Below are 22,074 nucleotides of genomic sequence, written 5' to 3'. Positions count from 1 at the left end.
GATCCACAGCCCCTTCCCGGGGTGCACTCCAGATGTTCCGCTGCTGACCGAACAGAACGCCCCCACATCTCTGTCACGCACGCCCGACGCGCCATTGCGGCGCGCCAGGAGGAATCACCACACCATGCAGCCCCTCATCGACAACGCGCGCACCTTCGGACAGCGCCCCGAGGAATTCGCGGGCCTCGCCGCAGGCCAGTCCCCCGAGGTCCTGTTCATCACCTGCTCCGACTCCCGGGTCGTTCCGGCCCTGATCACAGGAGCCCGGCCCGGTGAGCTGTTCGAGCTACGCACCGCCGGCAACATCGTCCCCCCCTACAGCTCCGCCAACCCCACCGGCGAGGCGGCCACGATCGAGTACGCCGTGGAGGTCCTCGGCACCAAGGACATCGTGGTGTGCGGCCACTCCCACTGCGGCGCGGTCGGCGCCGTGGTGCGCGGCGACGATCTGAACTCCGTCCCCGCCGTACGGGACTGGCTCGCGCACGCTGCGGACGAGCCCCGGTGCTCCGACCTCACCGACCCGACGATCGCCGAAGCCGTGCAGAACCACGTCCTGACGCAGCTCCTGCGGTTGCGCTCCTACCCCTGCGTCGAGCAACGCCTGCAAGCCGGTGAAATCCGGCTGCACGGCTGGTATTACGAGGTCCATACCGGACTCGTGCGCGAACACCGTGTGGAAACCGACACGTTCGAGACGCTCTGAGGGAGCAGGTGACCATCATGCTGTCCAAGTTCCCTCACTTACGCCAGGACTTCCTCGCCTCCATCGTCGTCTTCCTCGTCGCAGTGCCCCTGTGCGTGGGGGTGGCGGTCGCCTCCGGCGTCCCGGCCGAGCTCGGACTCGTCACCGGCATCGTCGGCGGTCTCGTCACCGGCCTCATGCCCGGCAGCAGCCTCCAGGTGTCAGGGCCGGCCGCCGGTCTGACCGTGATCGTCTTCGAGGCGGTCAGCCAGTTCGGGGTGAGCACGCTCGGCGTGATCGTGCTGGTCGCCGGCCTGCTCCAGCTCGCCATGGGGTTCTTCGGGATCGGCCGCTGGTTCAGGGCGATATCCGTCTCCGTCGTCGAGGGCATGCTCTGTGGCATTGGCCTGGTGATCATCGCCGGTCAGGTCTACGCCGCGGCGGGCCTGAAGGCTCCGGAGACCGGCATCGGGAAGATCACGGGCCTGCCCCGCGCGTTCGCCGACGCGCTCGGGAGCACCGAGGCCCTGGCCTCCCTCGCGATCGGCGCGGGCACGATCGCCGTCATCGTGCTGTGGAAGAAACTGCCGAAGCGGGTGCAGTCCGTGCCCGGGGCCCTCGCCGCGGTGGTGCTGGCGACGGCAGCCGCTCTCGGTCTCGGACTGCCGGTCGCCACGGTCGAGGTGGAAGGCCTGCTCGGCGTCATCCAACTGCCCGGCGCCGAGGCCTTCGGTGAGCTGGCCAGCCCTGCCCTCTGGGGCACGATCGTCGCGTTCGCGCTGATCGCCTCGGCGGAGAGCCTGTTCAGCGCGGCGGCCGTGGACCGACTGCACGACGGTCCGCGCACCCAGTACGACAAGGAGATGGTCGCCCAGGGGGCGGGCAACACGATCTGCGGCTTGCTCGGCGCCCTGCCCATGACTGCGGTCATCGTCCGCAGCTCCGCCAATGTCAACGCCGGCGCGAAGACAAAGGCGTCGCGGGTCCTGCACGGCGTGTGGCTGCTGCTGTTCGCCGCCGCGCTCCCGTTCGCCCTGGCGTTGATCCCCCTGCCCGCGCTCGCCGGCATCCTCGTGCACGCGGGTTGGAAGCTGATCCCGTTCCGCCAGGTCGCCGCGCTGTGGCGGGCCCACAAGGGCGAGGCGGTGATCCTGGTGGTCACGGCCGTCGCCATCGTCGTGGTGAACATGTTCGAGGGCGTCCTGATCGGCCTCGCCCTGGCGGTCGTCAAGACCGCCTGGGAGGCCTCACACGTCAAGCTGGAGGTCATCGACAAGGGCGCCGGCCCCATCGAGGCGCATCTGACGGGCAACGCCACGTTCCTTCGCCTGCCGAAGATCCTCGACGCCCTGGAGGCCCTTCCGCAGGACCGCCCGGTCGAACTCGACCTGTCAGGACTGCACCACCTCGACCACGCCTGCCGTACGGCGCTGGAGAGCTGGGCCGAGCGACACAGCGCGACCGGCATCGAACCGGTGAAGCTCACCACCGCAGCCTGAACTGACGGACACCGGGGCTTGCAGAGAACAGCATGCGGGCGGGTGACGCGCCGACCTGCCAAGTCAGCACTCAGGGACCGCGGGTCAATTCCCTGCAAGCCCTCGTGGCGAAATCCATGCAACGCCCCGAGGATCCGCCGCTTCGGCATTCACGAAGAAGTCGGAGCCCGTGTGCATGAGGCATGCATTTCAGGTCAATCGACAAGCCGACCCTTGACGGTCGATTGACCATCTCTTTACCTTCTATGCCGATGAATGACCATCGCAAAACCATCTCTTGACGAATATGCATCCGCTCTCTTCGATTGCAGGAGGTTCCACCATGGATCAGCTCATCAAGCGCATGACGGAGGAGTCCGTGTGGCGCAAGTGGGTCGCCGCCAACTCCGCCCAGGCCGCGAAGGACGGCTGCATCAGCGCCACCGCCAAGAGCGGCTGCATCAGCGCCGCCCCCAAGAGCGGCTGCATCTCCTGACCCGCTGATGCCCACGCCGTCGGCGCGGCTGTCGCCGCGTCGACGGCCCTCGCCCACTCCGCCTGCCGTCGACCCGCCCCGGAGAGCTCCCGTGAAGCGCCTGCCGAGTGCCGATGTCCTGGACAAGGTGCGCGACATCCCGATCTACCGCGCCTCCGTCGAGCGCGGTCATTTCCCGATCCTGGAGAAGCCGGAGATAGCCAGGGGTTTCCCCGACAATTGGATGACTCCCGGGCTAGCCCGCGCGCTGGAGGCGGGGGAAGCCGAATTCGTGCTCTCCACCGGTACCAACCACGCCCGCATGCAGCTCATCCGACCGCCCTACTTCCTGCTCCACTCGTACTACCGTCTGTGGAGCGAGCATCCCGATCTCGGCGCCTCGTGGCACAACGGCGCCCCGCGGGTCTCGCTGACCACCGTCCTCGCCACCGAGCACGTGGCTCGGGTGAACGCCCGCAAGCCCGGCACCACCCCCGGTGAACGCTGGCTCGACGACCGCACGCTGTATCTCAACCGTCGCCTCGACCCGGCCGACTGGGGCCGCAGCGAGGTCGAGCAGATGCTCGCCGAGATCCGCGAGGCGGCCACCGCCCACCCCGACGACGGCTATCTGCTGGACTGTTCGGGTTACCACCTGGCGCACCTGGTCCGCAAAGTCTCCGCATGGGGCCTGTGGGACGACTTTCCCCGCCCGACCGGCATCGTCCACGCCTACGAGTACACGCCGTTGAACGTCCGCGCCCACCTGCGCGCCCACTTCGACTGCCCGGTGGTCGACCTCTTCGGCAGCACCGAGCTCGGTTATCTCTTCTACAGCGACGCCGAAGGCCGCTACCAGCCCTATCTGCAGGACATGAGCATAGAGCTGATCCCGGTGGAACCGGGCAGTGGCATCCACAGCCTCATCGTCACCAGCGTCCGCAACCCCTACATGCCGCTGGTCCGCTACCGATCCGGTGACTGCGTCCGCACGCGCGACGGCAGCACCGATCCGGAGAGGATCGTTTCCTTCTGCGGGCGCGAGAAGGAACTGCTGCGCACCCCCGGGGGCCCCGTCTCCCAAGCCGACCTGGACGCCCGCATCGCCGGGGTCTGCCCCCGTGTCTTCCTGCACCAGCTGCACCTGCCCGACGAAGACCAGTGCCGCCTGACGTACACGACCTTCGACGACGCGCCGCTCACGGCCGACGAGACGACCGAACTGGCCGCCTCCGTAAGCACCTTGACCGGGCGGACCTGTCAGGTGGAACACCACGCCGCCATCCCCATCGGACGCTCCGGCAAGTACGCCTGGTTGACCGTGCCCGCCCCGTCCTGACCACGTCCGCTGTCCGTCGCACTCCGTCCGCGCGGGGCCCCTCCCGTGCGGGCCGCCCCCGCGCACACGGCGGTCCGACGCGCCCGATGACGACCCTCGAAGGAGTCTCATGCCCACGTCCGCCGCCCATGCCCCCTCGGACCGGGCCGCCGATCAGGCGCCCACCGCCGAGGAGCTGCTCGGCCCGGCTCTGCACGAAGAGGTGGTGCGTCACTTCACGGCCGAGCCGGACGCCCCGTCCGCGACCATCGTGCGCCACCGGATCCGCGAGTGCCTGCGCTACCTCTACCTCGTCTCCCGCCATCCCGACCGGCTCGGCGGCCTCTTCCTCCCCGTCGAGCAGAACATCGACGAGATATGGCACTACCTCATCCTGCAGACGCGCGAGTACCTCGATCTGTGCGAACGACGGTTGCCCGGCGGTCACTTCATCCACCACCGGAGCGTCTCCTACGACGCCTACCAGGAAGCACCCGGCCGAGAGGCCGCCGCCGAGGAGGCTCTGCGCTGGATCCCCCTCTACACGGCCGCGTTCGGGCCCTTCGACGCCGACGCCCTGCCGCACTGGACGGTCGTGCGGTTCCTGCACGATGAACTGCGCATGTCCCTGGCGGAGATAGCCGGCCTGGCCGGCGAGGCAGAGACGCCCGAGGGACCGGCGGTCCCCGCGGGGGATCAGGCGTGACCCAGACGGCCCCCTCGGCCACGGCGGCGGTCTTCTCCCGGGAACAGCGCCGCGCCCTGACGGTACTCGGCATCTCGCAGACGCTCGGCGGCGCGGGCATGGTGGCCGGCATCACGGTCGGTGCGCTGCTCGCCCAGGACCTGCTCGGCTCGACCGGCCTGGCCGGGCTCCCGGCCGCGCTGTACACCATCGGCGCGGCCTTCGGAGCGGCGGTTCTCGGGCGCGTCAGTCAGCGCTTCGGGCGCCGCCCGGGGCTGGCGCTCGGCAATGGCATCGCCGCCCTGGGCAGCGCGGGCGTGGTCGCGGGAGCCGCAGCGCGCTGGCCCGTCCTGCTCCTGTCCGCCCTCTGCGTGTACGGGGCGGGTACGGTCACCGGGCTCCTGGCGCGCTACGCGGGCACCGACCTCGCCCCGCCCAGGCGACGCGGCCGGGCCGCCGGAACCGTCCTGTTCGCCATGACCCTGGGAGCGGTCGTGGGCCCGAACCTGACCGGCCCCACCGGCGACCTCGCCGACGCCTGGAGCCTGCCGCGGCTGACCGGGCCCTTCCTCCTGGCGACGGTGGCGTACGGGGCCGCCGCGCTCGTCCTGGTGGTGTGGCTGCGTCCGGCCCCGCTGCCCCCGGCCCCGCCCCGGGAGCCCGGGACCTCCCGTACCGGTGCCCTCCGTACGGGGCGCCCCGCTCCTGGTGTCATCACCGGTGCCACCGTGATGATCACCGCGCAGCTCGTGATGATCGCCGTGATGACCATGACTCCCGTCCACATGGCCGGCCACGGCCACACGACGCAGGCGGTGGGGCTGGTCATCGCCCTGCACGTGGGCGCGATGTTCCTGCCGTCACCGCTGAGCGGCCTGCTCGCGGACCGGATCGGCGGGCGGCGGGTCGCCGTCGCGGCCGGAGCCGTCCTGCTGGGCGCGGGTCTGCTCGCGGGCCTCGCTCCGCCGACCTCCGCCCCTCTCCTGGCCTGCGCGCTGGTCCTGCTCGGAGTCGGCTGGAACCTGGCCCTGCTCGGCGGTACGGCCGTGCTCACGGACGCAGCGCCCGCCGAGAACCGGGCCGCGCTACAGGGCCTCGCGGACGTGGGGATGTCCGTGGCCGGCGCGACCGGCGGCATGGTCTCGGGGCTGGTGACGAGCAGCGGCGGATACCCGGTCCTGGCGGTGGCCGCCGGGGCCCTCGCCCTCGCGGTCATCCCGGCGGTGGCGACGAGCAGCGGCTCCACCTGAGAGGCGGCCGGGCGGGACGTGTGCGGGAGGACGCCCCGGCACCCGTCACGACGGCCAGCTCGCTCCCCGCCCCCGCCCCGTCATCCGTCATCCGTCATCCGTCATCCGTCATCCGTCATCGATGATCCGGCAGAACAGGAGCCGCCAGATGAGTAGTCCGACGAGTTCTCCGACGGTGCCCGAGGTCCGCCCGCTCGCCGACGAAGACCGGGTCGACGCCGTGGTCATCGGGGCCGGGCTCTCCGGCCTCTACCAACTCCACCGACTGCGGGAGCTCGGCCTGGCAGCGGTGGTCTTCGAGGCCGGCGACGACATCGGCGGAACGTGGTACTGGAACCGCTACCCCGGGGCCCGCTGCGACATCGAGAGCATGTCGTACTCCTACTCCTTCTCCCCCGAACTCGACCAGGAGTGGGAATGGGGGGAACGGTACGCCACCCAGCCGGAGATCCTGCGGTACGTCCACCACGTCGCCGACCGGTTCGACCTGCGCAAGGACATCGTCCTGCGAACGCGCGTCACCCGCGCCGTGTACGACGGGGACGATCATCGCTGGCAACTGTCCACGGACACCGGACGGGCCGTCACCGCCCGCTTCGTGATCCTGGCGACAGGCTGCATGTCGACCCCCAAGGACCCCGCGGTACCCGGCGCCGACAGCTTCACCGGCGCCATCCACCACACTGCGCGGTGGCCGCGCAAGGACGTGCCCTTCGCCGGGAAGCGGGTCGCCGTGATCGGCACCGGATGCTCAGGCGTCCAGGCCATTCCCGTCATCGCCGGCGAGGCGGCCTCCCTGACCGTCTTCCAGCGCACCCCGGCCTACGTCCTGCCGGCCCGCAACCGTCCGCTACAGGCCACGGAACGCGCGGCACTCAAGGCCCGCTACCCCGAGTTCCGGCAGGCCCAACGGTGCTCGCGGGGCGGAACCGTCTTCACGCCTCCGACCCGCTCGGCGCTGGAGGTGGACGAGGCGGAGCGCACCGCCGCCTACGAGGCAGCCTGGGACGAGGGCTTCCTCAACGGGCTGCTGCGCACCTACACCGACATCCTCACCGACGAGAAGGCCAACGAGACCGTGGCGGAGTTCGTCCGGTCCAAGATCCGGTCGACCGTGAACGACCCCGCAACGGCCGAACTGCTCTCCCCGCACACGTTCCCGTTCGCGACCAAACGCCCCTGTCTGGGGACCAACTACTACGAGACCTATAACCTGCCGCACGTAGCGCTCGTAGACCTGCGCACAACCCCGATCGAGCGGATCACTCCCCGGGGCATCCGGACCTCGGGCGGGGAACACGACCTCGACGTGATCGTCTTCGCCACCGGCTTCGACGCCCTCACCGGCTCCCAACTCGCCATCGACATCGTGGGAAGGGAAGGCGTGACGCTCCGGGAGCGGTGGGCCGACGGCCCTCGCAACCATCTCGGGCTCGTCTCGGCCGGCTTCCCCAACCTCTTCACCGTCCTCGGACCTCTCAGCCCCTCCGTACTCACCAACATCACGGTGTCCCTGGAACAACAGGTCGAGTGGATCACCACCTGCATCGACCACCTCCTCGGGAACGGCCTCACCGAGATCGACGCGATCCCCTCCGCCGAGACTGCCTGGGGCGCGCGCGTGGCGGAGCTCGCCGCCCGTACGCTCTACCCTGCGGTGGACTCCTGGTACACCGGAGCGAACGTCCCGGGCAAACCCCGCGCGTTCCTCGCCTACGCGGGCGGGCTGGACCGGTACCGGGAGGAGTGCGACGCCGTGGCCCGTGACGGTTACACCGGCTTCGTCCTTTCTTCCTCCACGGGCGGGCGTTCCCTCCCGGCCCCGGACCGGTGCACTGATCCGCAGCATCGTCGACACGGCTGATGGGCGGGTGTCCGCCGCGTACGGTGCGGCACCGGTAGCGATCGCAGACACGGAGAAGAGCCGCCGATGCCCCCCGCCGACAACCACGGGTTCCCCTGCCCCGTCTCCGGTGCCGTGACCGAGGAGGTTCACCGACTGCGAGTGTTGACGTCTGGGAGCCCGGGGACTGCGGCAGACGGCAGCCGGGCAGTCTCTTCAGTTCGTCAGAAGGGACGACACATCAGCGAAGGACATGGTCGTGTCGGGTTGGAGGCGCGTGGTTTCGCCTCGGAAGGACCGCACCTCCAGCCAGCTCTGCGGCGATGCCGCCGGCAGTCCGTCCATGAGCCTCTGGAGATCGGCTGGCCGATGGACCTTGAACTTCGGTGACGGTCGATAGAACGACGGCTGGATGTCGAAACGCAGGTCAACGGCGGGACGCGGCGATCGTCCCCAGTCACTGTAGGGCAGCGAGGCGTGACCGTGGATGCGGGCGTCGACCAGCACCTCCGGGTCCTCGTCCCCGATCTCGCAGTTGAACACGGGGAAGGCCGTCGCGACCCGCGCTGCCGCCGCCGGATGCGCAGCGCAGGCCCGGCCCAGTGCCGGCGAGCAGAACAGCGCGTGCTCGAAGGAACCGACCGGACTCGGCAAGGCCACCTTGTGATGGGACCGACCATCGAAGGCGAGGTCACGCCTGGAGCAGAGGAAGTCCAGGAACCCGGCAACCACCGCATCCTGGTGGCTGCCGGCTCGCACCGTGAAGCGGACCGCGCTGCGACCCTGCTCACGCAGCACGTAGTACTCGAAGAACCCCATCGGGTGATCGGGCGTGTGAGCGCAGCGAAAGACCTGGTCGAAACCGTCGACCGGCAGGAACTCCAACACCGGCGCATAGGTGCCGGTAGCCCCGGTGATGACGTCCAGCACCGGTGTCCCGACCTCGGCTTCTGCCGGATCGCGGGGCGGTTCCACCTCGGTGAAGCCCTTGCGAAGACGATCGTTGATCTTGCGTACAGCGTGGCGCCGCGCCCGTTCCTCGTCGTCGAGGATTGTCGTGCTCGCCTTGACCGAGGTTCGATCGGAACCCCAGCGGAGGAAGCAGCGGATGCCCTCCTGACGGATCTCCCAGTATCCGAGCGTGGCCTCTTGCCGCTCGAACCGCCGCCAACTGGCCATCCGGCCTCCCGTGCCGCACGCGGCGGGCCTGTGTCAGAACCGCACGCGGGTGACCCTATCGCTCGCCTGCGGGCTTGCCCTCACCGATGGTCAGGACCGCGGGGATGCGCTTCTGTCCGCCCTGGCGGATCCCCTTCTCGCTGCGGACGCGGGCGCGCTCGCGGCGTCGTGCGGCCAGGCCGTCGGGATGGCGGGCGTTCTGGTCGTGCCAGCGCAGATGGGCCTGCAGGGCCCGGAGCCTGGATGGTGTGGTTGCGGTGGTGGGTCGCGGAGTGCCGCTCGGGATGACCTGCGGGAGCCGACGGTGGTTTTGGAAGCAGCGAACCCAGGTCGTCACAGGTGCACCGCGTCGAAGGGCTCGCTGTGCCAGCGCCAGCCGGCGGTGCCGTCGTCGTGGATGTGCAGCATGAACTCAGCGACCGGTTTTCCGTCGGGAAACGTCATGGTGAGCGCACTGCGGATCCGGAAGTAACACGCGTCGGCCTGCTCCCAGTCCTCCTCGTCGACGGCCCGCTCCTGCTCGCTGAAGAGGGGACGGAACTCTTCAAAGCCGGGCAGCGTCTCGACGTCGGCGTGCGTCCAGGGCCAATCGGCGCCGGTCACCGCCAGCCGGGCAATCTCCTGGTCGCCGTGGTGGAGCCGCCAGATGCTACCGGTGGTCAGGTTCGGGTTGGTCATGTCTCTCATGATGACGATCACCACTGACAGGCAGGGAGTGAGATCACCACCCCTTCCCGATCGTGGCGACGCCCCTCTCATGCGGCGAAAGCCGATCGGGCGTGATGTTGAGTCGCCGTGCCACTTCGGTCGGCAGTTGGGGATGGTCTCGCCAGGGGGCGAGGCCAACAGGACGCTGGGAACGACGACTTCGGGGGAGGACCCGCTCGATCCGGGCTCCGGGGGGGTGGGGATCACCGAACGGGTCATCGCCCAGCGCGTGGAGGCGGCGGTTCCCTCTCTGCCGAAGCGGCTCAACGCTGCTCTCGCCGGCGAACCAGCTGGTCGGGCGATCGCAAGCGTCGGTGCAGGCCGGTGCGGTCGTGCGGGGAGGCGCCCGGCCTCAGCCTGTCCGCCGCGGCGTCCGGCGAACAATCGGGTGCCCTCGACGTCGACGTCGGCCAGGGCGAAGGCAGCCGGGATGCGTGCGGACGGGTACTTGTTCCGGTCGGATGCCTCGGCGCCCACCCGCGTACCGATGTCGAGACTGTGGAGTTCCTCGACTTCGCCGACCGCAGGAGCTCGGACACCGGCTCCTCACTGCGACGATTCATCGACCACACGTCCGCGACGGCGCGTTGGAGGCCATCGATGCGGCTCGTTCGGGCCCATCGGGCGGCTCGTCCACCAGAACGGTGGACGGGGTTCAGCAGGTGGGCGGGACGAACTCGGGCTGGTCGAGTAGGCGCAACCAACTTCCGTCAGGCTGGCGCCGAACGACCTGCGCCCGGGCGCCGGTCCCGTCCTTCGGCGGGGTCGAGGTGAGGGCGATGTCGCCGCTGATCAGCGTCGGCAGTGGTTGTTCCGGCTCGAAGTGGGGACGGTTGCCCAGCACCTTCTCCCACAGCGCACGGATCGCTTCCCGGCCCACCGTCCGGTCGCCTGGCGGGTAGGCCATCACTGCATCCTCTTCGTAGAGTGCGGCGACCCCGGCCGCGTCACCGGCGTTGGACCGTTCGACGAACAAACGGGTGATGTCTTCGGGCCGCATGGCCTTCTCGTGTTCCGGCATTGGTTCCTCCTGGCGTCGGGCTTCGGCGCTTCCCAGCGTGGTCGCCCGATAGCCAGAAATCCAACAGATGGATCTGCTGGGAGCTAGAATTTTCAGTCATGGAACTGAGGCAGCTGGAATACTTCGTCGCGGTCGCCGAGGAGCAGAGCTTCACTCGCGCGGCCGAGCGGGTGCACATCAGCCAGTCCGGCGTCAGCGCCCAGCTCCGCCAGCTGGAACGTGAACTCGGCGCCGAGCTGTTGGACCGGTCGGCGCGCGCCGTCACCCTTACCGTTGCGGGAAGGGCCGCACTCGAACACGCCCGCGCCACGCTCGCCGCGGCGGGGGCGGTAGGTCAAGCGGTGGACGAGGTGACCGACCTGATCCGTGGTCGACTCACGGTCGGGATGGTCATCGGCTGCACCCTCACGCCGCTGTTCGACGCCCTCGCCGCATTTCACCGGGCGCACCCTGGTGTGGAGATCTCACTGCTGGAGGACAACTCCGACCGGCTGGTCGAGGGGGTGCGCGCCGGCACCATCGACCTGGCTCTCATCGGGACCGCAACCGCCACCCCCGACGGGCTGGACGCGCTGACGCTCATCAGCGAGCGGCTCGTCGTAGGAGTTCCCGCTGGGCACCCAGTGGCGGAACAGCAGCGGGTCACCCTGCGCGACGTTGTCGCCCACCCAATCGTGTGCATGCCACCCGGCACCGGCCTGCGCACCGCATTCGACCGTGCCTGCGCCGCACAGAGCCTCCGACCCACGATTGCACTGCAAGCCAGCGCCGCCGATACCATTGCCGACCTCGCCGCCCGCGGTCTCGCCGTCGCCGTCCTCAGCGACTCGATGGCCGCGAGCCATCGCGACAGGCTCACCGCCCGCACCATCGACGACGTCGAAACACCCGCCCTGCTCGCCCTGATCTGGAAGAGCACGCACAACCCTGCGGTGCGTGAGTTGCTCGTGCACAGCCGGCAAGCATTCGCCAAGCCCGCCCCTGGGTGACAGGAAGACCCTTCAAGACGCCATGCGGGTGGGGTCGTTACTCGCGCTGCGTCAGCAGGCGGGCTGCGGAGGGGGCAGCGGGACAGGATCACCTCGTGGATCCCGGGCCTGCGATGCGGGCTTCGAGGCCTGCGCCGCGCCGGTCCTGGAAACGGAGGTTGGGGCGGGCTGTCTTCAGTCGCTCGTCGAGGGTGCGACCACCGGCTGTGAACTGGTGGACGTGCTGCTTGAGGGTGGTGTTCTCGGTGGCGATCCGCTGTGGAGTGACCCCCAGGTTCCGACACCTGGACGCTGGATGTCTCGTCGTCCAGGGGAAGCGATCCGAGGCGACAAAGCGGAAGAAGCATCCCGAAGACTTCACGCGGGACCCGGTAGACCTGATGGGTTCCTCGCCGGACCGTTCCCCCACCGACATCACCCACAGCCTGGGCATCCATCTGGAGGCCCTGCGCAAGTGGGTCCGCGACGACCGGCCCCGCACCCCGACGACGGACGGCAGGGGCGATGGGCATTCGCACCGACGAACTGACGTCAGAAACTACTCGCGACAGTCCGGTGACGTCTCACCTTGACGGCTGAGGCCGACTGCTCACGGCCGGGCTCGACAAAAAGCACTGGCTCGGAATCAGCCTTGCTCACGTGACCTTTGCAGCGGCAACGTCGATACTGCCGAAGGCGGTAACCCTCACCGTCACCTGCGCACTCACTCCACCCGGCTGACGCACCATCACGGAAGTCGGCATCAGTACCGCCGAAAGACGCTTCAAGTCACCACACACCACCAAAATCATCTATTCCGGGGGCGCAATCTGAACTGCGAAAACCCAGGAGGTGCGCCCCTCCACTGAGATCCCGAGGAGACACCTGTGAGGATGCTGATCAACGTGCCCGAGACCGTGGTCGCCGATGGTTTGCGGGGGATGGCCGCGGCACACCCCGAGTTGACGGTGGACGTGGAGCGACGGGTGGTGATGCGCCGCGACGCGCCGATGGCGGGAAAGGTCGCCCTGGTGTCCGGCGGCGGATCCGGGCACGAGCCCCTGCACGGCGGGTTCGTGGGACCCGGCATGCTGGCCGCAGCTTGTCCGGGGGAGGTCTTCACCTCCCCCGTGCCCGACCAGATGGTGCGGGCCGCGGCTGCCGTCGACAGCGGCGCCGGAGTGCTGTTCGTCGTCAAGAACTACACCGGCGACGTGCTGAACTTCGAGATGGCCGCCGAGCTGGCCGAGGACGAGGGGATCCAGGTCACCAAGGTGCTCGTCGACGACGACGTGGCGGTGACGGACAGCCTGTACACGGCGGGCCGGCGGGGCACCGGGGGAACGCTGTTCGTGGAGAAGATCGCCGGTGCGGCTGCCGAAGAGGGCGCGCCGCTGGAACGGGTGGAGTCACTCGCCCGTCGGGTCAACACACGGTCCCGTTCCTTCGGGGTGGCCCTGAGCGCCTGCTCCACCCCCGCGAAGGGCAGTCCGACCTTCGACCTCCCCGCGGGGGAGATCGAGTTGGGGATCGGCATCCACGGCGAGCCGGGCCGCGAGCGGCGGGCGATGATGACCTCGCGGGAGATCGCGGACTTCGCGGTCGACGCGGTCCTGGACGACCTCCGCCCGACCGGACCCGTGATCGCCCTGGTCAACGGCATGGGCGCGACTCCGCTGCTGGAGCTGTACGGCTTCAACTCGGAGGTGCACCGGGTGCTGGGCGAGCGGGGCGTGCCGGTGGTCCGGACGCTCGTCGGAAACTACGTGACGTCGCTCGACATGGCCGGCTGCTCGGTCACCCTGTGCGAGGTCGACGAGGAGCTGCTGCGCCTGTGGGACGCTCCGGTGCAGACGCCGGCGCTGCGCTGGGGCCGGTGAGACGGGAGTGGGGAGCAGCATGACGGAGACCACAAGGACCATGGACGCCGGTTTCCTGGTGCGTTGGCTGGCAGCGGTGTCCGATGACGTCGACCGCGAGGCGGATCGGCTCACCGAACTGGACTCGGCGATCGGGGACGCCGACCACGGTGTCAACCTCAAGCGGGGGTTCACCGCCGTGACGGAGGCGCTGGCGAAGGAGCCTCCGTCGACTCCGGGTGCCGTGTTGATCGCCGCCGGACGGCAGCTCATCTCCACGGTCGGCGGCGCCTCGGGGCCACTGTACGGGACGCTGCTGCGGCGCGCCGGAAAGGCCTTGGGAGGGGACGGGGAGGTCACCCGGGCACGGTTGGCGGAGGCGCTCGACGCCGGCGTGGCCGCGGTGGCGCAGCTGGGGGGTGCGCGGGTAGGTGACAAGACGATGCTGGACGCGCTCGTACCGGCCGTGGTGGGACTGCGGAGCTCGTTCGAGGCGGCACGGGCCGCGGCGGAGGGGGGTGCCCTCGCCACCGTGCCCCTCCGGGCGCGCAAGGGGCGGGCCAGTTATCTCGGGGAACGGTCGATCGGGCACCAGGATCCGGGGGCCACCTCCTCGGCGCTGCTGTTCGCCGCCCTTGCCGACGTCGCGTACGCGGGGACGGGGGCGGGGACGTGAGTCGGGTGACCGGAGGCGCCGAGGCCCCGGCCGCTTCCGCTCCTTTCCCCTCGCCCCCGGCGCCGGTCGGCATCGTGCTGGTGTCGCACAGCGCCGCGGTCGCTGCGGCGGTGGCCGAGTTGGCCCGGGGGCTCGCGGGCGGGAGTGCGGCGCCGGTGCTGGCGGCCGGCGGGGCTCCGGACGGTGGCCTGGGGACGAGTGCCGAGCTGATCTGCAGGGCGGCGAAGGACGCGGACCGGGGGGCCGGAGTCGCGCTCCTGGTCGATCTGGGCAGCGCGGTCCTGACCGTCAAGGCCTTGCTCGCCGAGGGTGACGAACTGCCGGAGCGGTCCAGGCTGGTGGACGCTCCGTTCGTCGAGGGGGCGGTCGCCGCACTGGTCACGGCGAGCGCCGGCGGGGATCTCGACGAGGTGGCGGCGGCGGCCTCGGAGGCGTACTCCTACCGCAAGGGGTGAGGGCGAGGGGGGCTCCGGAGGCGTGTGCGCGGAGTGAGCGGAGGGCCGCACCGGGTGGTGGTCGTGTTGTGATCCAGCAGGTCAACACACTACTGTCACAGGGCCTTGGTGTACGGGAAACCGGTGCAGTACCGGTGCGGCCCTCGCCACTGTGATCGGGAGGTCCGGCTCCATCCTCCGGGGGAAGTCCCGGGGGAAGCCACTGGACCGTTGCGGGAGACCGCTGCGGTGTGGGAAGGCGGAGTCGGGCCGCATGACCGTCAGCCAGGAGACCGGCCAGGGTGCGTTGTCCATCCACGAGGTGCTGGAGAGGGTCTTCCCACCATGCATATAGCCGAGGGGTACCTACCCCCCGTGCACGCTGCCGCCTGGGGCGTCGCAGCTGCTCCGTTCGTCGTCCACGGGGTTCGCGCGCTGACCCGCGAAGTCCGGTCGAATCCTGATTCCACCCTGTTGCTCGGCGCGTCGGGCGCCTTCACCTTCGTCCTGTCGGCGCTCAAGCTTCCTTCGGTGACCGGGAGTTGTTCCCATCCGACCGGTACGGGGTTGGGTGCGATCCTGTTTCGGCCGCCGATCATGGCGGTGCTGGGAACGATCACCCTGCTCTTCCAGGCCCTGTTGCTCGCGCACGGGGGCCTGACCACGCTCGGGGCGAATGCCTTCTCCATGGCGATCGTCGGCCCTTGGGCGGGGTACGGGACGTACCGGTTGGTGCGGCGGTTCGGTGCTCCGCTGATGGTGGCCGTGTTCTTCGGCGCCTTCGTCGCCGACCTCTCCACGTACTGCGTCACCAGCGTGCAGTTGGCCCTGGCCTTCCCGGACCCCGGGAGCGGTGTGCTGGGGGCACTCGCCAAGTTCGGCGGGATCTTCGCCGTGACCCAGATCCCCCTCGCCGTCAGCGAGGGCCTGTTGACGGTGCTCGTGATGCGGCTGCTCACGCAGTCCAGCAAGGGCGACTTGATCCGGCTCGGCGTCCTCGGAAGGACGCGTGTGCAGCGGCAGGAGGAGGCGGTCTCGTGATGAGTCGCAACACGAAGATCAACGGTCTGCTGCTGCTCGTCGTCGCCGCGCTCGCGGTGCTGCCCCTGGCGCTGGGCCTCGGCGACCACAAGGAGGAGCCGTTCTCCGGTTCCGACGGTGAGGCCGAGAGCGCGATCACCGAGCTCCAGCCGGACTACGAGCCGTGGTTCAGCCCGCTGTACGAGCCCCCGTCCGGTGAGATCGAGTCGGCGCTCTTCGCGCTCCAGGCGGCGATCGGCGCCGGAGTCCTAGCGTACTACTTCGGTCTGCGGCGGGGCCGCCGCCAAGGTGAGGCCCAGGCTCGGGCCGGCGTCTCCGCCCCGACCGAGGACACCGCCCTGCGGAGCGCACGGGCGGACGACGCGGCGGCGGACGGCGGGGCCGCAGACCGGGACGGCCGGGCACCCGCCCCGTCCGGCACCGGTGCGCCGTCCTCCGACGGACCGGGTGCGTAACCGCCGATGCTGCCGATCGACGCGGCGGCGCACAGCAGTCGCTGGCGCCACCGCCACCCGGCCGAGAAGGCGCTGCTCGGTTTCGGTCTGACGCTGTGTGCGGTGTGTCTGCCACCGTGGCCGGGCGCGCTGCTCGTGGCGGCGGCCACGCTCACGGTCCTGCTCGGTCCGGCCGGGGTGCCGGGTCGCCAGTTGTGGCGGGCGTTCCGCGTTCCGTTGGGCTTCTGTATCACCGGGGCCGTTCCCCTGCTCTTCGAGGTCGGTGGGGCGCGGGGGTTCGTGGCCCTCGCCCCCGACGGTCCGGTGCACGCGGGCGAGCTGCTGTTGCGGACCGCCGCAGCCTCGCTCGGAGTGCTGCTGTTCGCGTTCACCACGCCGATGTCCGACGTGCTGCCCCGGCTGGTCAGGGCGGGGGTGCCGGCGCCCGTGGTGGACGTGGCGCTCGTGATGTACCGGATCGTCTTCCTGCTGCTCGACTCGCTGTCCAAGATCAGACAGGCCCAGGCGGCACGGCTCGGGCACACCACCCGGGCCGCGACCTGGCGCTCCCTCGCAGGGCTCGGCGCGACCGCGTTCGTGCGGGCCTTCGACCGGGCACAGCGGCTGCAGTCGGGGCTCGCCGGCCGCGGTTACGACGGCACGCTGCGGGTGCTGGTGCCGGGCCGGGCCGTCGCTCCGCGGTTCCTCGCGGCGACGGGAGCGCTCCTCGCGGGGCTCGTCGCCCTCACCCTCGTACTGGAAAGGTTCCTCCCGTGACGTCTTCGATCCCCGTCGTGGAGCTGGTGGAGGCGGGATTCGCCTACGAGGACGGGCCCGCGGTCCTGTCCGGGGTGGACTTCGCGGTGGCCGAGGGGCGCGCGATCGCGCTCCTCGGGCGGAACGGCAGCGGCAAGACGACACTGCTGAGGCTGCTGAGCGGGGGGCTGCGCTGCGGTGGCGGTGCGCTGCTCCTGGACGGCACCCGGGTGACGTACGACCGGAAGGGGCTGACCCGGCTGCGGAGCACGGTGCAGTTGGTCGTGCAGGATCCGGACGACCAGTTGTTCGCGGCCTCGGTCGCCCAGGACGTGTCGTTCGGTCCGATGAACCTGGGGCTTCCCGAGGAGGAGGTGCGGCTGCGGGTGCGGGAGGCGCTGGAGGCGCTGGACATCGTGGCCCTGGAGGACCGGCCGACGCACCTGTTGTCGTACGGGCAGCGGAAGCGCGCCGCGATCGCGGGTGCCGTGGCGATGCGGCCCCGGGTCCTGATCATGGACGAGCCCACGGCCGGGCTCGACCCGCACGGCCAGGAGAGGCTCCTGGAGACCCTCCACCGGCTGCGGGAGGCGGGGACGACCGTGGTGATGGCGACGCACGACGTGGACCTCGCGCTGCGGTGGGCGGACGAGGCGGCGGTGCTCTCCCCGGCCGGCCTGCGCACCGGTCCGGTCGCCGAGCTCCTCTCGGACGACGCCCTGCTGGACGCGGCCCGGCTGCGCCGGCCGTGGGCGACGGCCGTGACGCGCCTGCTGCGGTCCCACAGCCTGCTGGGCGTGGACGCGGAGGCGCCCAGGACCCCGGAGGACCTGGAGGCGTGGGTCGGGCCGGAGGTGCCGGTGCCGCGACGGTCCTGAGCCGCCCGCCCCGCGCGGGCCGTCCCGGGCCGTGCACCCGCCCCGTACGGACCGTCCGGGTGGCGCGGCACATCTCCTGAGGGTGGACCGCCGGTGCCGGTCGGTGTGGGCCCCATGAGCTACTGAGTAGTAGAAATCACTCCTCCATCCTTCTGCAACTAGTTGCAGAAGGCGTGTCGGGTCACCTAGAACTGAGGTCGACGACCCCTGCGCGAGGAGACGCCCCATGACCCCGTACCCGCACCTGCTGAGCCCGCTCGACCTCGGGTTCACCACCCTGCCCAACCGGGTGATCATGGGCTCGATGCACGTCGGCCTGGAGGAGACCGAGCACGGCTTCGAGCGCATGGCCGCCTTCTACGCCGAGCGCGCCCGCGGCGGCGTGGGCCTCATCGTCACGGGCGGCATCGCCCCCAACGAGGCCGGCCGCCCCTGGGACGGCGGGGCCAAGCTGACCACGTCGGAGGAAGTCGCCGAGCACCGCCTGATCACCGATGCGGTACACGCCGAGGGCGGGCGCATCGCCATGCAGATCCTGCACTTCGGCCGGTACGCCTACCACCCCGGCCTCGTCGGCCCCAGCCCGATCCAGGCCCCCATCAGCCCCTTCGTGCCGAACGAGCTGACCGACGCCGAGGTGGAGCAGACCGTCGAGGACTACGTCCGCTGCGCCGAGCTCGCCAAGGAGGCCGGGTACGACGGCGTCGAGGTGATGGGTTCCGAGGGCTACCTCATCAACGAATTCATCGCCTCCGCGACCAACCGGCGGACCGACCGTTGGGGCGGCTCGTACGAGAACCGCGTCCGCTTCCCGCTGGAGATCGTCCGCCGGATCCGCGAGCGCGTGGGCGAGGACTTCATCCTCGTCTACCGCCTCTCCATGCTGGACCTCGTCCCCGGCGGCTCCACCCTGGAGGAGGTCGTCCAGCTCGCCAAGGAGATCGAGGCCGCGGGCGCGACCATCATCAACACCGGCATCGGCTGGCACGAGGCCCGCATCCCCACCATCGCCACCTCCGTGCCGCGCGGCGCCTACACCTGGGTGACGAAGAAGCTGATGGGCGCCGTCTCCGTGCCGCTCGTCACCTCCAACCGCATCAACACCCCCGAGGTGGCCGAGGAGATCCTCGCCGACGGCCGCGCCGACCTGGTCTCCCTGGCCCGCCCGTTCCTCGCGGACCCCGCCTTCGTCGCGAAGGCCACCGCGGACCGCGCCGACACGATCAACACCTGCATCGGCTGCAACCAGGCCTGCCTCGACCACACCTTCAGCCTGAAGATCACCTCCTGTCTGGTCAACCCGCGCGCCTGCCACGAAACCGAACTCGTCCTCTCCCCCACCCGCCTCGCCAAGCGCGTCGCGGTCGTCGGCGCCGGCCCGGCCGGGCTCTCCTGCGCGGTGTCGGCCGCCGAGCGCGGGCACGCCGTCACGATCTTCGACGCCGCCGCCGAGATCGGCGGTCAGCTGAACGTCGCGAAGCAGGTTCCGGGCAAGGAGGAGTTCGACGAGACGCTGCGCTACTTCCGCGTCCAGCTCGCCGAGCACGGCATCGAAGTCCGCCTGAACACGCACGTCTCCACCGCGGACCTGGAGGGCTACGACGAGGTCGTCGTGGCCACGGGCGTCACCCCCCGCACGCCCGGCATCCCGGGCGAGGACCACCCGAGCGTCCTCAGCTACCTCGACGTGCTGCGGGACGGCGCGCCGGTCGGCGAGCGGGTCGCGATCATCGGCGCGGGCGGCATCGGCTTCGACGTCGCCGAGTTCCTCACGGACGGCGGCGAGGGCGCGAGCCAGGACCCCGAGACGTACTTCCGCCAGTGGGGCGTCGACACCTCGTACGAGAACCGGGGCGGGCTGCGCGCGCCCGAGCGCAACGCGCCGCCGCGCCAGGTGCACCTGCTCCAGCGCAAGACGTCCAAGGTCGGCGCAGGCCTCGGCAAGACGACCGGCTGGATCCACCGCACCGAACTCAAGCACCGCGGCGTCACCATGGTGGCGGGCGTCTCGTACGACCGGATCGACGACGCGGGCCTGCACCTCACGATCGACGGGGAGGCACAGCTCCTGCCGGTCGACACGATCGTGCTGTGCGCCGGCCAGGAACCCCGCCGAGGCCTGTACGAGGAGCTGCTGGCGGCAGGCCGTTCGGCACACCTCATCGGCGGTGCGGACGTCGCCGCCGAACTGGACGCGAAGCGGGCCATCGACCAGGGCACCCGGCTCGCCGCCACCCTGTGACCGCCGCTCCGTGATCACCGTGGCCGGCCGAACCTAGGATGCGAGCATGTCCCTCCCGCACGCGATCCTCACCGCGCTGCTCGAAAAGCCGTCCTCCGGCCTCGAACTGACGCGCCGCTTCGACAAGTCGATCGGCTACTTCTGGTCGGCCACCCACCAGCAGATCTACCGCGAGCTCGGCAAACTGGAGCAGGCGGGGCACATCCGCGTCCTGCCCGCTCCGGTGCCCGCGCGGGGACAGAAGAAGGAGTACGAGGTACTGTCCGCGGGCAGGGTGGAACTGGCCGGCTGGGTGGGGAAGGTCGAGGACCCGAAACCGCTGCGGTCCGCCCTGCTGCTGCGGATGCGGGCTGCGGCGATGGTCGGTTCGGCGGGCCTCCGGGCCGAGCTGGAACGGCACCTCGCCCTGCACCGGGAACAGCTGGACGAGTACCTCGCGATCGAGGCCCGGGACTTCCCCGCGGAGCGCCGGCGCACCGAGCCGGACCGGCTGCGCCACCTGGTGCTCCGGGGCGGAGTGGATCTGGAGCGGTTCTGGGTGGAGTGGCTGACGAACGCGCTGGCCGAGCTCGGGCCGGAGGAGGGGTCCGGGCCCGGAGCCGGGCTCCGGTCCCCCTGACGGGAAACGACCTTGTGCGCACGTGGTTCCTCTGCCCCGGAGCCGGGTGACGCCGACCCCGAACCGGTTCGTGGATACTGGTCGGTTGTAGTTCCACGACACGAAAGGGCCGGCATGGCCAACGACTTGGGGCACTGCGGAACACGTCATGCAGTGGTCATCGGGGGAAGTCTCGCTGGGCTGCTTGCCGCTCGGGTGCTCGCCGAGCACGCCGAGAGGGTGACGGTCGTCGAGCGCGACCGTCTCCCCGAGGGACCGGACTCCCGGCCGGGGGTCCCGCAGGGCCGCCACCTCCACGTCCTCATCCCGGGCGGACAACGGGCACTCGACGAACTGCTCCCCGGCTTCATGCGGGAGCTCGGCGAGCTCGGCGCGCCCCGGGTGGGCGTTCCCGAGGACATGGTCCAGTGGCAGAACGGCCAGTGGTTCCGCCGCTCCCCCGCCACGGCGCACTTCTACACCGGTCCGCGCGCCCAACTGGAGTGGCTGGTCCGCGAACGGGTACTCGCCGATCCGCGCATCGAGCTGATCGGGGGCACCGAAACCACCGGCCTCGTCGGCGACTCCTCGCGCGTCCGGGGCGTTCGGCTCCGTGAGCGCGGCACGGAGGCCCGCGAGGGGTCGCGCGTCCTGGAGGCCGACCTGGTCGTGGACGCCTCCGGGCGGTCCACGAAGGCGGCGGACTGGCTGGCCGGGATCGGCGCGGAGGCTCCGTACGAGGAAACCCTCGACACGGGCCTCGCGTACGGCACCCGGCTCTACCGCGCCTCGCCGGAGGGGCCGGACACCGACGCGCTCGGCTACTACGTCGTCCCCAACCCGACGCAGCAGTACGGCGCCGTCGTGCTGCCCCTGGGGGACGGCACGCACTTGGTGACGCTTTCCGGACTGCGCGGCAACGAGCCGCCCACGGAGGGGGGTTCCTTCGAGGAGTACGCGAAGCGGCTGCCCCATCCGGTGATCAGCGATTGGCTCTCGCGGGCCGAGCCGATCTCTCCGGTCCACGGCTTCCGAAGGACGGCCAACATCCGGCGCCGGTACGACCGTCCGGGGCGTCGCCCGGCCGGCTTCCTCGCCACCGGCGATGCGCTCTGCGCCTTCAACCCGATCTACGGACAGGGCATGGCCGTCGCCGCGCTCAGCGCGGTCGCGCTGCGCCGTGCGCTCGCCGACCCGAAGCGCACGCCCACCACGAGGACCGTACAGAAGGCCCTGCTCGACGCGTCGAAGCAGGCGTGGGACATCTCGGCGGGCGCAGACCGGAAGATGCCCGGGGCCAGCGGCGACACGGGACGCCCCGGGCCCGCGGACAAGGCGGTCGGCTGGTACGTGAGGCGGGTGCAGGCGCGGGCCGCCGGCGACCCGGTCGTGGGAGCGCCGTTCCGCGCCGCTCTGACCCTGACCGCACCGCTGACCTCGCTGTTCGCACCGGCCGTGGCGAAGGCGGTGCTGTTCGGCCCGGTCCACGAGACGCCCGCGGAACCCCCGCTGCGCCGCTTCGGGGCATAGGGGGCCGGGCGGGGCG

General features: G+C 70.6%; 21 protein-coding genes, 1 pseudogene and 1 riboswitch. Of the genes and pseudogenes, 18 read left to right on the top strand and 4 right to left on the bottom strand.

The window, feature by feature from the left end; genetic code table 11:
- Positions 1 to 124 precede the first annotated feature (124 nt).
- From ACFW2Y_RS13965 to ACFW2Y_RS13935, 7 genes are all read left to right on the top strand, one after another.
- Positions 125 to 706, top strand: coding sequence for a carbonic anhydrase (locus tag ACFW2Y_RS13965; protein ID WP_384877562.1), 582 nt, complete (start codon positions 125 to 127; stop codon positions 704 to 706).
- Positions 707 to 723: 17 nt separating this feature from the next.
- Positions 724 to 2,184 (top strand): SulP family inorganic anion transporter, encoded by a 1,461-nt coding sequence (locus ACFW2Y_RS13960; protein ID WP_384877559.1) that lies wholly within the window; start codon positions 724 to 726, stop codon positions 2,182 to 2,184.
- 322 nt (positions 2,185 to 2,506) lie between these two features.
- Complete coding sequence (locus tag ACFW2Y_RS13955; RefSeq protein ID WP_384877556.1) at positions 2,507 to 2,659, top strand: hypothetical protein; 153 nt, start codon at positions 2,507 to 2,509, stop codon at positions 2,657 to 2,659.
- Positions 2,660 to 2,750: 91 nt separating this feature from the next.
- Entirely contained in the window at positions 2,751 to 3,977 is a 1,227-nt protein-coding gene (locus ACFW2Y_RS13950) for a hypothetical protein (protein WP_384877553.1), read from the top strand.
- Between the two features lie 109 nt (positions 3,978 to 4,086).
- Positions 4,087 to 4,662 (top strand): hypothetical protein, encoded by a 576-nt coding sequence (locus ACFW2Y_RS13945; RefSeq protein ID WP_384877550.1) that lies wholly within the window; start codon positions 4,087 to 4,089, stop codon positions 4,660 to 4,662.
- On the top strand, positions 4,659 to 5,891 hold the full coding sequence (locus tag ACFW2Y_RS13940; protein WP_384877547.1) for an MFS transporter: 1,233 nt from the start codon (positions 4,659 to 4,661) through the stop codon (positions 5,889 to 5,891). Before ACFW2Y_RS13945 ends, ACFW2Y_RS13940 begins: the two co-directional genes overlap by 4 nt.
- Before the next feature lie 148 nt (positions 5,892 to 6,039).
- Positions 6,040 to 7,755 carry a flavin-containing monooxygenase gene (locus ACFW2Y_RS13935; RefSeq protein ID WP_384877543.1) on the top strand — a complete coding sequence of 572 codons (1,716 nt, stop codon included), beginning with the start codon at positions 6,040 to 6,042 and terminating at the stop codon, positions 7,753 to 7,755.
- Between the two features lie 195 nt (positions 7,756 to 7,950).
- Here the strand turns inward: ACFW2Y_RS13935 and ACFW2Y_RS13930 are convergent, their stop codons facing one another.
- The 4 genes and pseudogenes from ACFW2Y_RS13930 to ACFW2Y_RS13915 form a co-directional block, all read right to left on the bottom strand.
- Positions 7,951 to 8,913: a WGR domain-containing protein gene (locus ACFW2Y_RS13930; protein WP_384877540.1), complete on the bottom strand. Its 963-nt coding sequence runs from the start codon at positions 8,911 to 8,913 to the stop codon at positions 7,951 to 7,953.
- Positions 8,914 to 8,968: 55 nt separating this feature from the next.
- Positions 8,969 to 9,179 (bottom strand): annotated as a pseudogene (locus ACFW2Y_RS13925) (hypothetical protein); the annotation flags it as partial.
- 67 nt (positions 9,180 to 9,246) lie between these two features.
- Positions 9,247 to 9,591, bottom strand: coding sequence for a hypothetical protein (locus ACFW2Y_RS13920; RefSeq protein ID WP_384877537.1), 345 nt, complete (start codon positions 9,589 to 9,591; stop codon positions 9,247 to 9,249).
- Between the two features lie 685 nt (positions 9,592 to 10,276).
- Entirely contained in the window at positions 10,277 to 10,642 is a 366-nt protein-coding gene (locus ACFW2Y_RS13915) for a YybH family protein (protein ID WP_384877535.1), read from the bottom strand.
- Positions 10,643 to 10,740: 98 nt separating this feature from the next.
- Here ACFW2Y_RS13915 and ACFW2Y_RS13910 point away from each other — a divergent pair, with 98 nt between their 5' ends.
- From ACFW2Y_RS13910 to ACFW2Y_RS13860, 11 genes are all read left to right on the top strand, one after another.
- Entirely contained in the window at positions 10,741 to 11,631 is an 891-nt protein-coding gene (locus ACFW2Y_RS13910) for a LysR family transcriptional regulator (RefSeq protein ID WP_384877532.1), read from the top strand.
- A gap of 866 nt (positions 11,632 to 12,497) precedes the next feature.
- Positions 12,498 to 13,490 (top strand): dihydroxyacetone kinase subunit DhaK, encoded by a 993-nt coding sequence (dhaK, locus tag ACFW2Y_RS13905; protein WP_384877530.1) that lies wholly within the window; start codon positions 12,498 to 12,500, stop codon positions 13,488 to 13,490.
- Between the two features lie 19 nt (positions 13,491 to 13,509).
- Positions 13,510 to 14,145 (top strand): dihydroxyacetone kinase subunit DhaL, encoded by a 636-nt coding sequence (gene dhaL, locus ACFW2Y_RS13900; RefSeq protein ID WP_384877528.1) that lies wholly within the window; start codon positions 13,510 to 13,512, stop codon positions 14,143 to 14,145.
- A 5-nt stretch (positions 14,146 to 14,150) separates the two neighbouring features.
- A complete protein-coding gene (locus tag ACFW2Y_RS13895; protein ID WP_384877595.1) occupies positions 14,151 to 14,600 on the top strand; it encodes a PTS-dependent dihydroxyacetone kinase phosphotransferase subunit DhaM in 450 nt (149 codons plus the stop codon).
- Positions 14,601 to 14,661: 61 nt separating this feature from the next.
- Positions 14,662 to 14,896: riboswitch (cobalamin riboswitch) on the top strand.
- Between the two features lie 28 nt (positions 14,897 to 14,924).
- Positions 14,925 to 15,620, top strand: coding sequence for an energy-coupling factor ABC transporter permease (locus tag ACFW2Y_RS13890; RefSeq protein ID WP_384877526.1), 696 nt, complete (start codon positions 14,925 to 14,927; stop codon positions 15,618 to 15,620).
- On the top strand, positions 15,620 to 16,075 hold the full coding sequence (locus ACFW2Y_RS13885) for an energy-coupling factor ABC transporter substrate-binding protein (RefSeq protein WP_384877524.1): 456 nt from the start codon (positions 15,620 to 15,622) through the stop codon (positions 16,073 to 16,075). The genes ACFW2Y_RS13890 and ACFW2Y_RS13885 overlap by 1 nt, the downstream gene beginning before the upstream one ends.
- Before the next feature lie 6 nt (positions 16,076 to 16,081).
- Positions 16,082 to 16,831 carry a cobalt ECF transporter T component CbiQ gene (gene cbiQ / locus ACFW2Y_RS13880; RefSeq protein ID WP_384877522.1) on the top strand — a complete coding sequence of 250 codons (750 nt, stop codon included), beginning with the start codon at positions 16,082 to 16,084 and terminating at the stop codon, positions 16,829 to 16,831.
- Entirely contained in the window at positions 16,828 to 17,688 is an 861-nt protein-coding gene (locus ACFW2Y_RS13875; RefSeq protein WP_384877520.1) for an ATP-binding cassette domain-containing protein, read from the top strand. The genes cbiQ and ACFW2Y_RS13875 overlap by 4 nt, the downstream gene beginning before the upstream one ends.
- 226 nt (positions 17,689 to 17,914) lie before the next feature.
- The gene (locus tag ACFW2Y_RS13870; RefSeq protein WP_384877518.1) at positions 17,915 to 19,930 is read left to right on the top strand and encodes an FAD-dependent oxidoreductase; all 2,016 of its coding nucleotides are present in this window, start codon (positions 17,915 to 17,917) and stop codon (positions 19,928 to 19,930) included.
- Between the two features lie 46 nt (positions 19,931 to 19,976).
- Entirely contained in the window at positions 19,977 to 20,549 is a 573-nt protein-coding gene (locus ACFW2Y_RS13865) for a PadR family transcriptional regulator (RefSeq protein ID WP_384877516.1), read from the top strand.
- 114 nt (positions 20,550 to 20,663) lie between these two features.
- Complete coding sequence (locus tag ACFW2Y_RS13860) at positions 20,664 to 22,058, top strand: FAD-dependent oxidoreductase (RefSeq protein ID WP_384877514.1); 1,395 nt, start codon at positions 20,664 to 20,666, stop codon at positions 22,056 to 22,058.
- Positions 22,059 to 22,074: the final 16 nt, after the last annotated feature.

The organism is Streptomyces sp. NPDC058877 (assembly GCF_042742855.1).
In the GTDB taxonomy this organism is placed as follows: Bacteria; Actinomycetota; Actinomycetes; order Streptomycetales; family Streptomycetaceae; genus Streptomyces.
The sequence above is the reverse complement of the archived record's forward strand: the minus strand, read 5'-3'. Positions and strand labels throughout refer to the sequence as shown.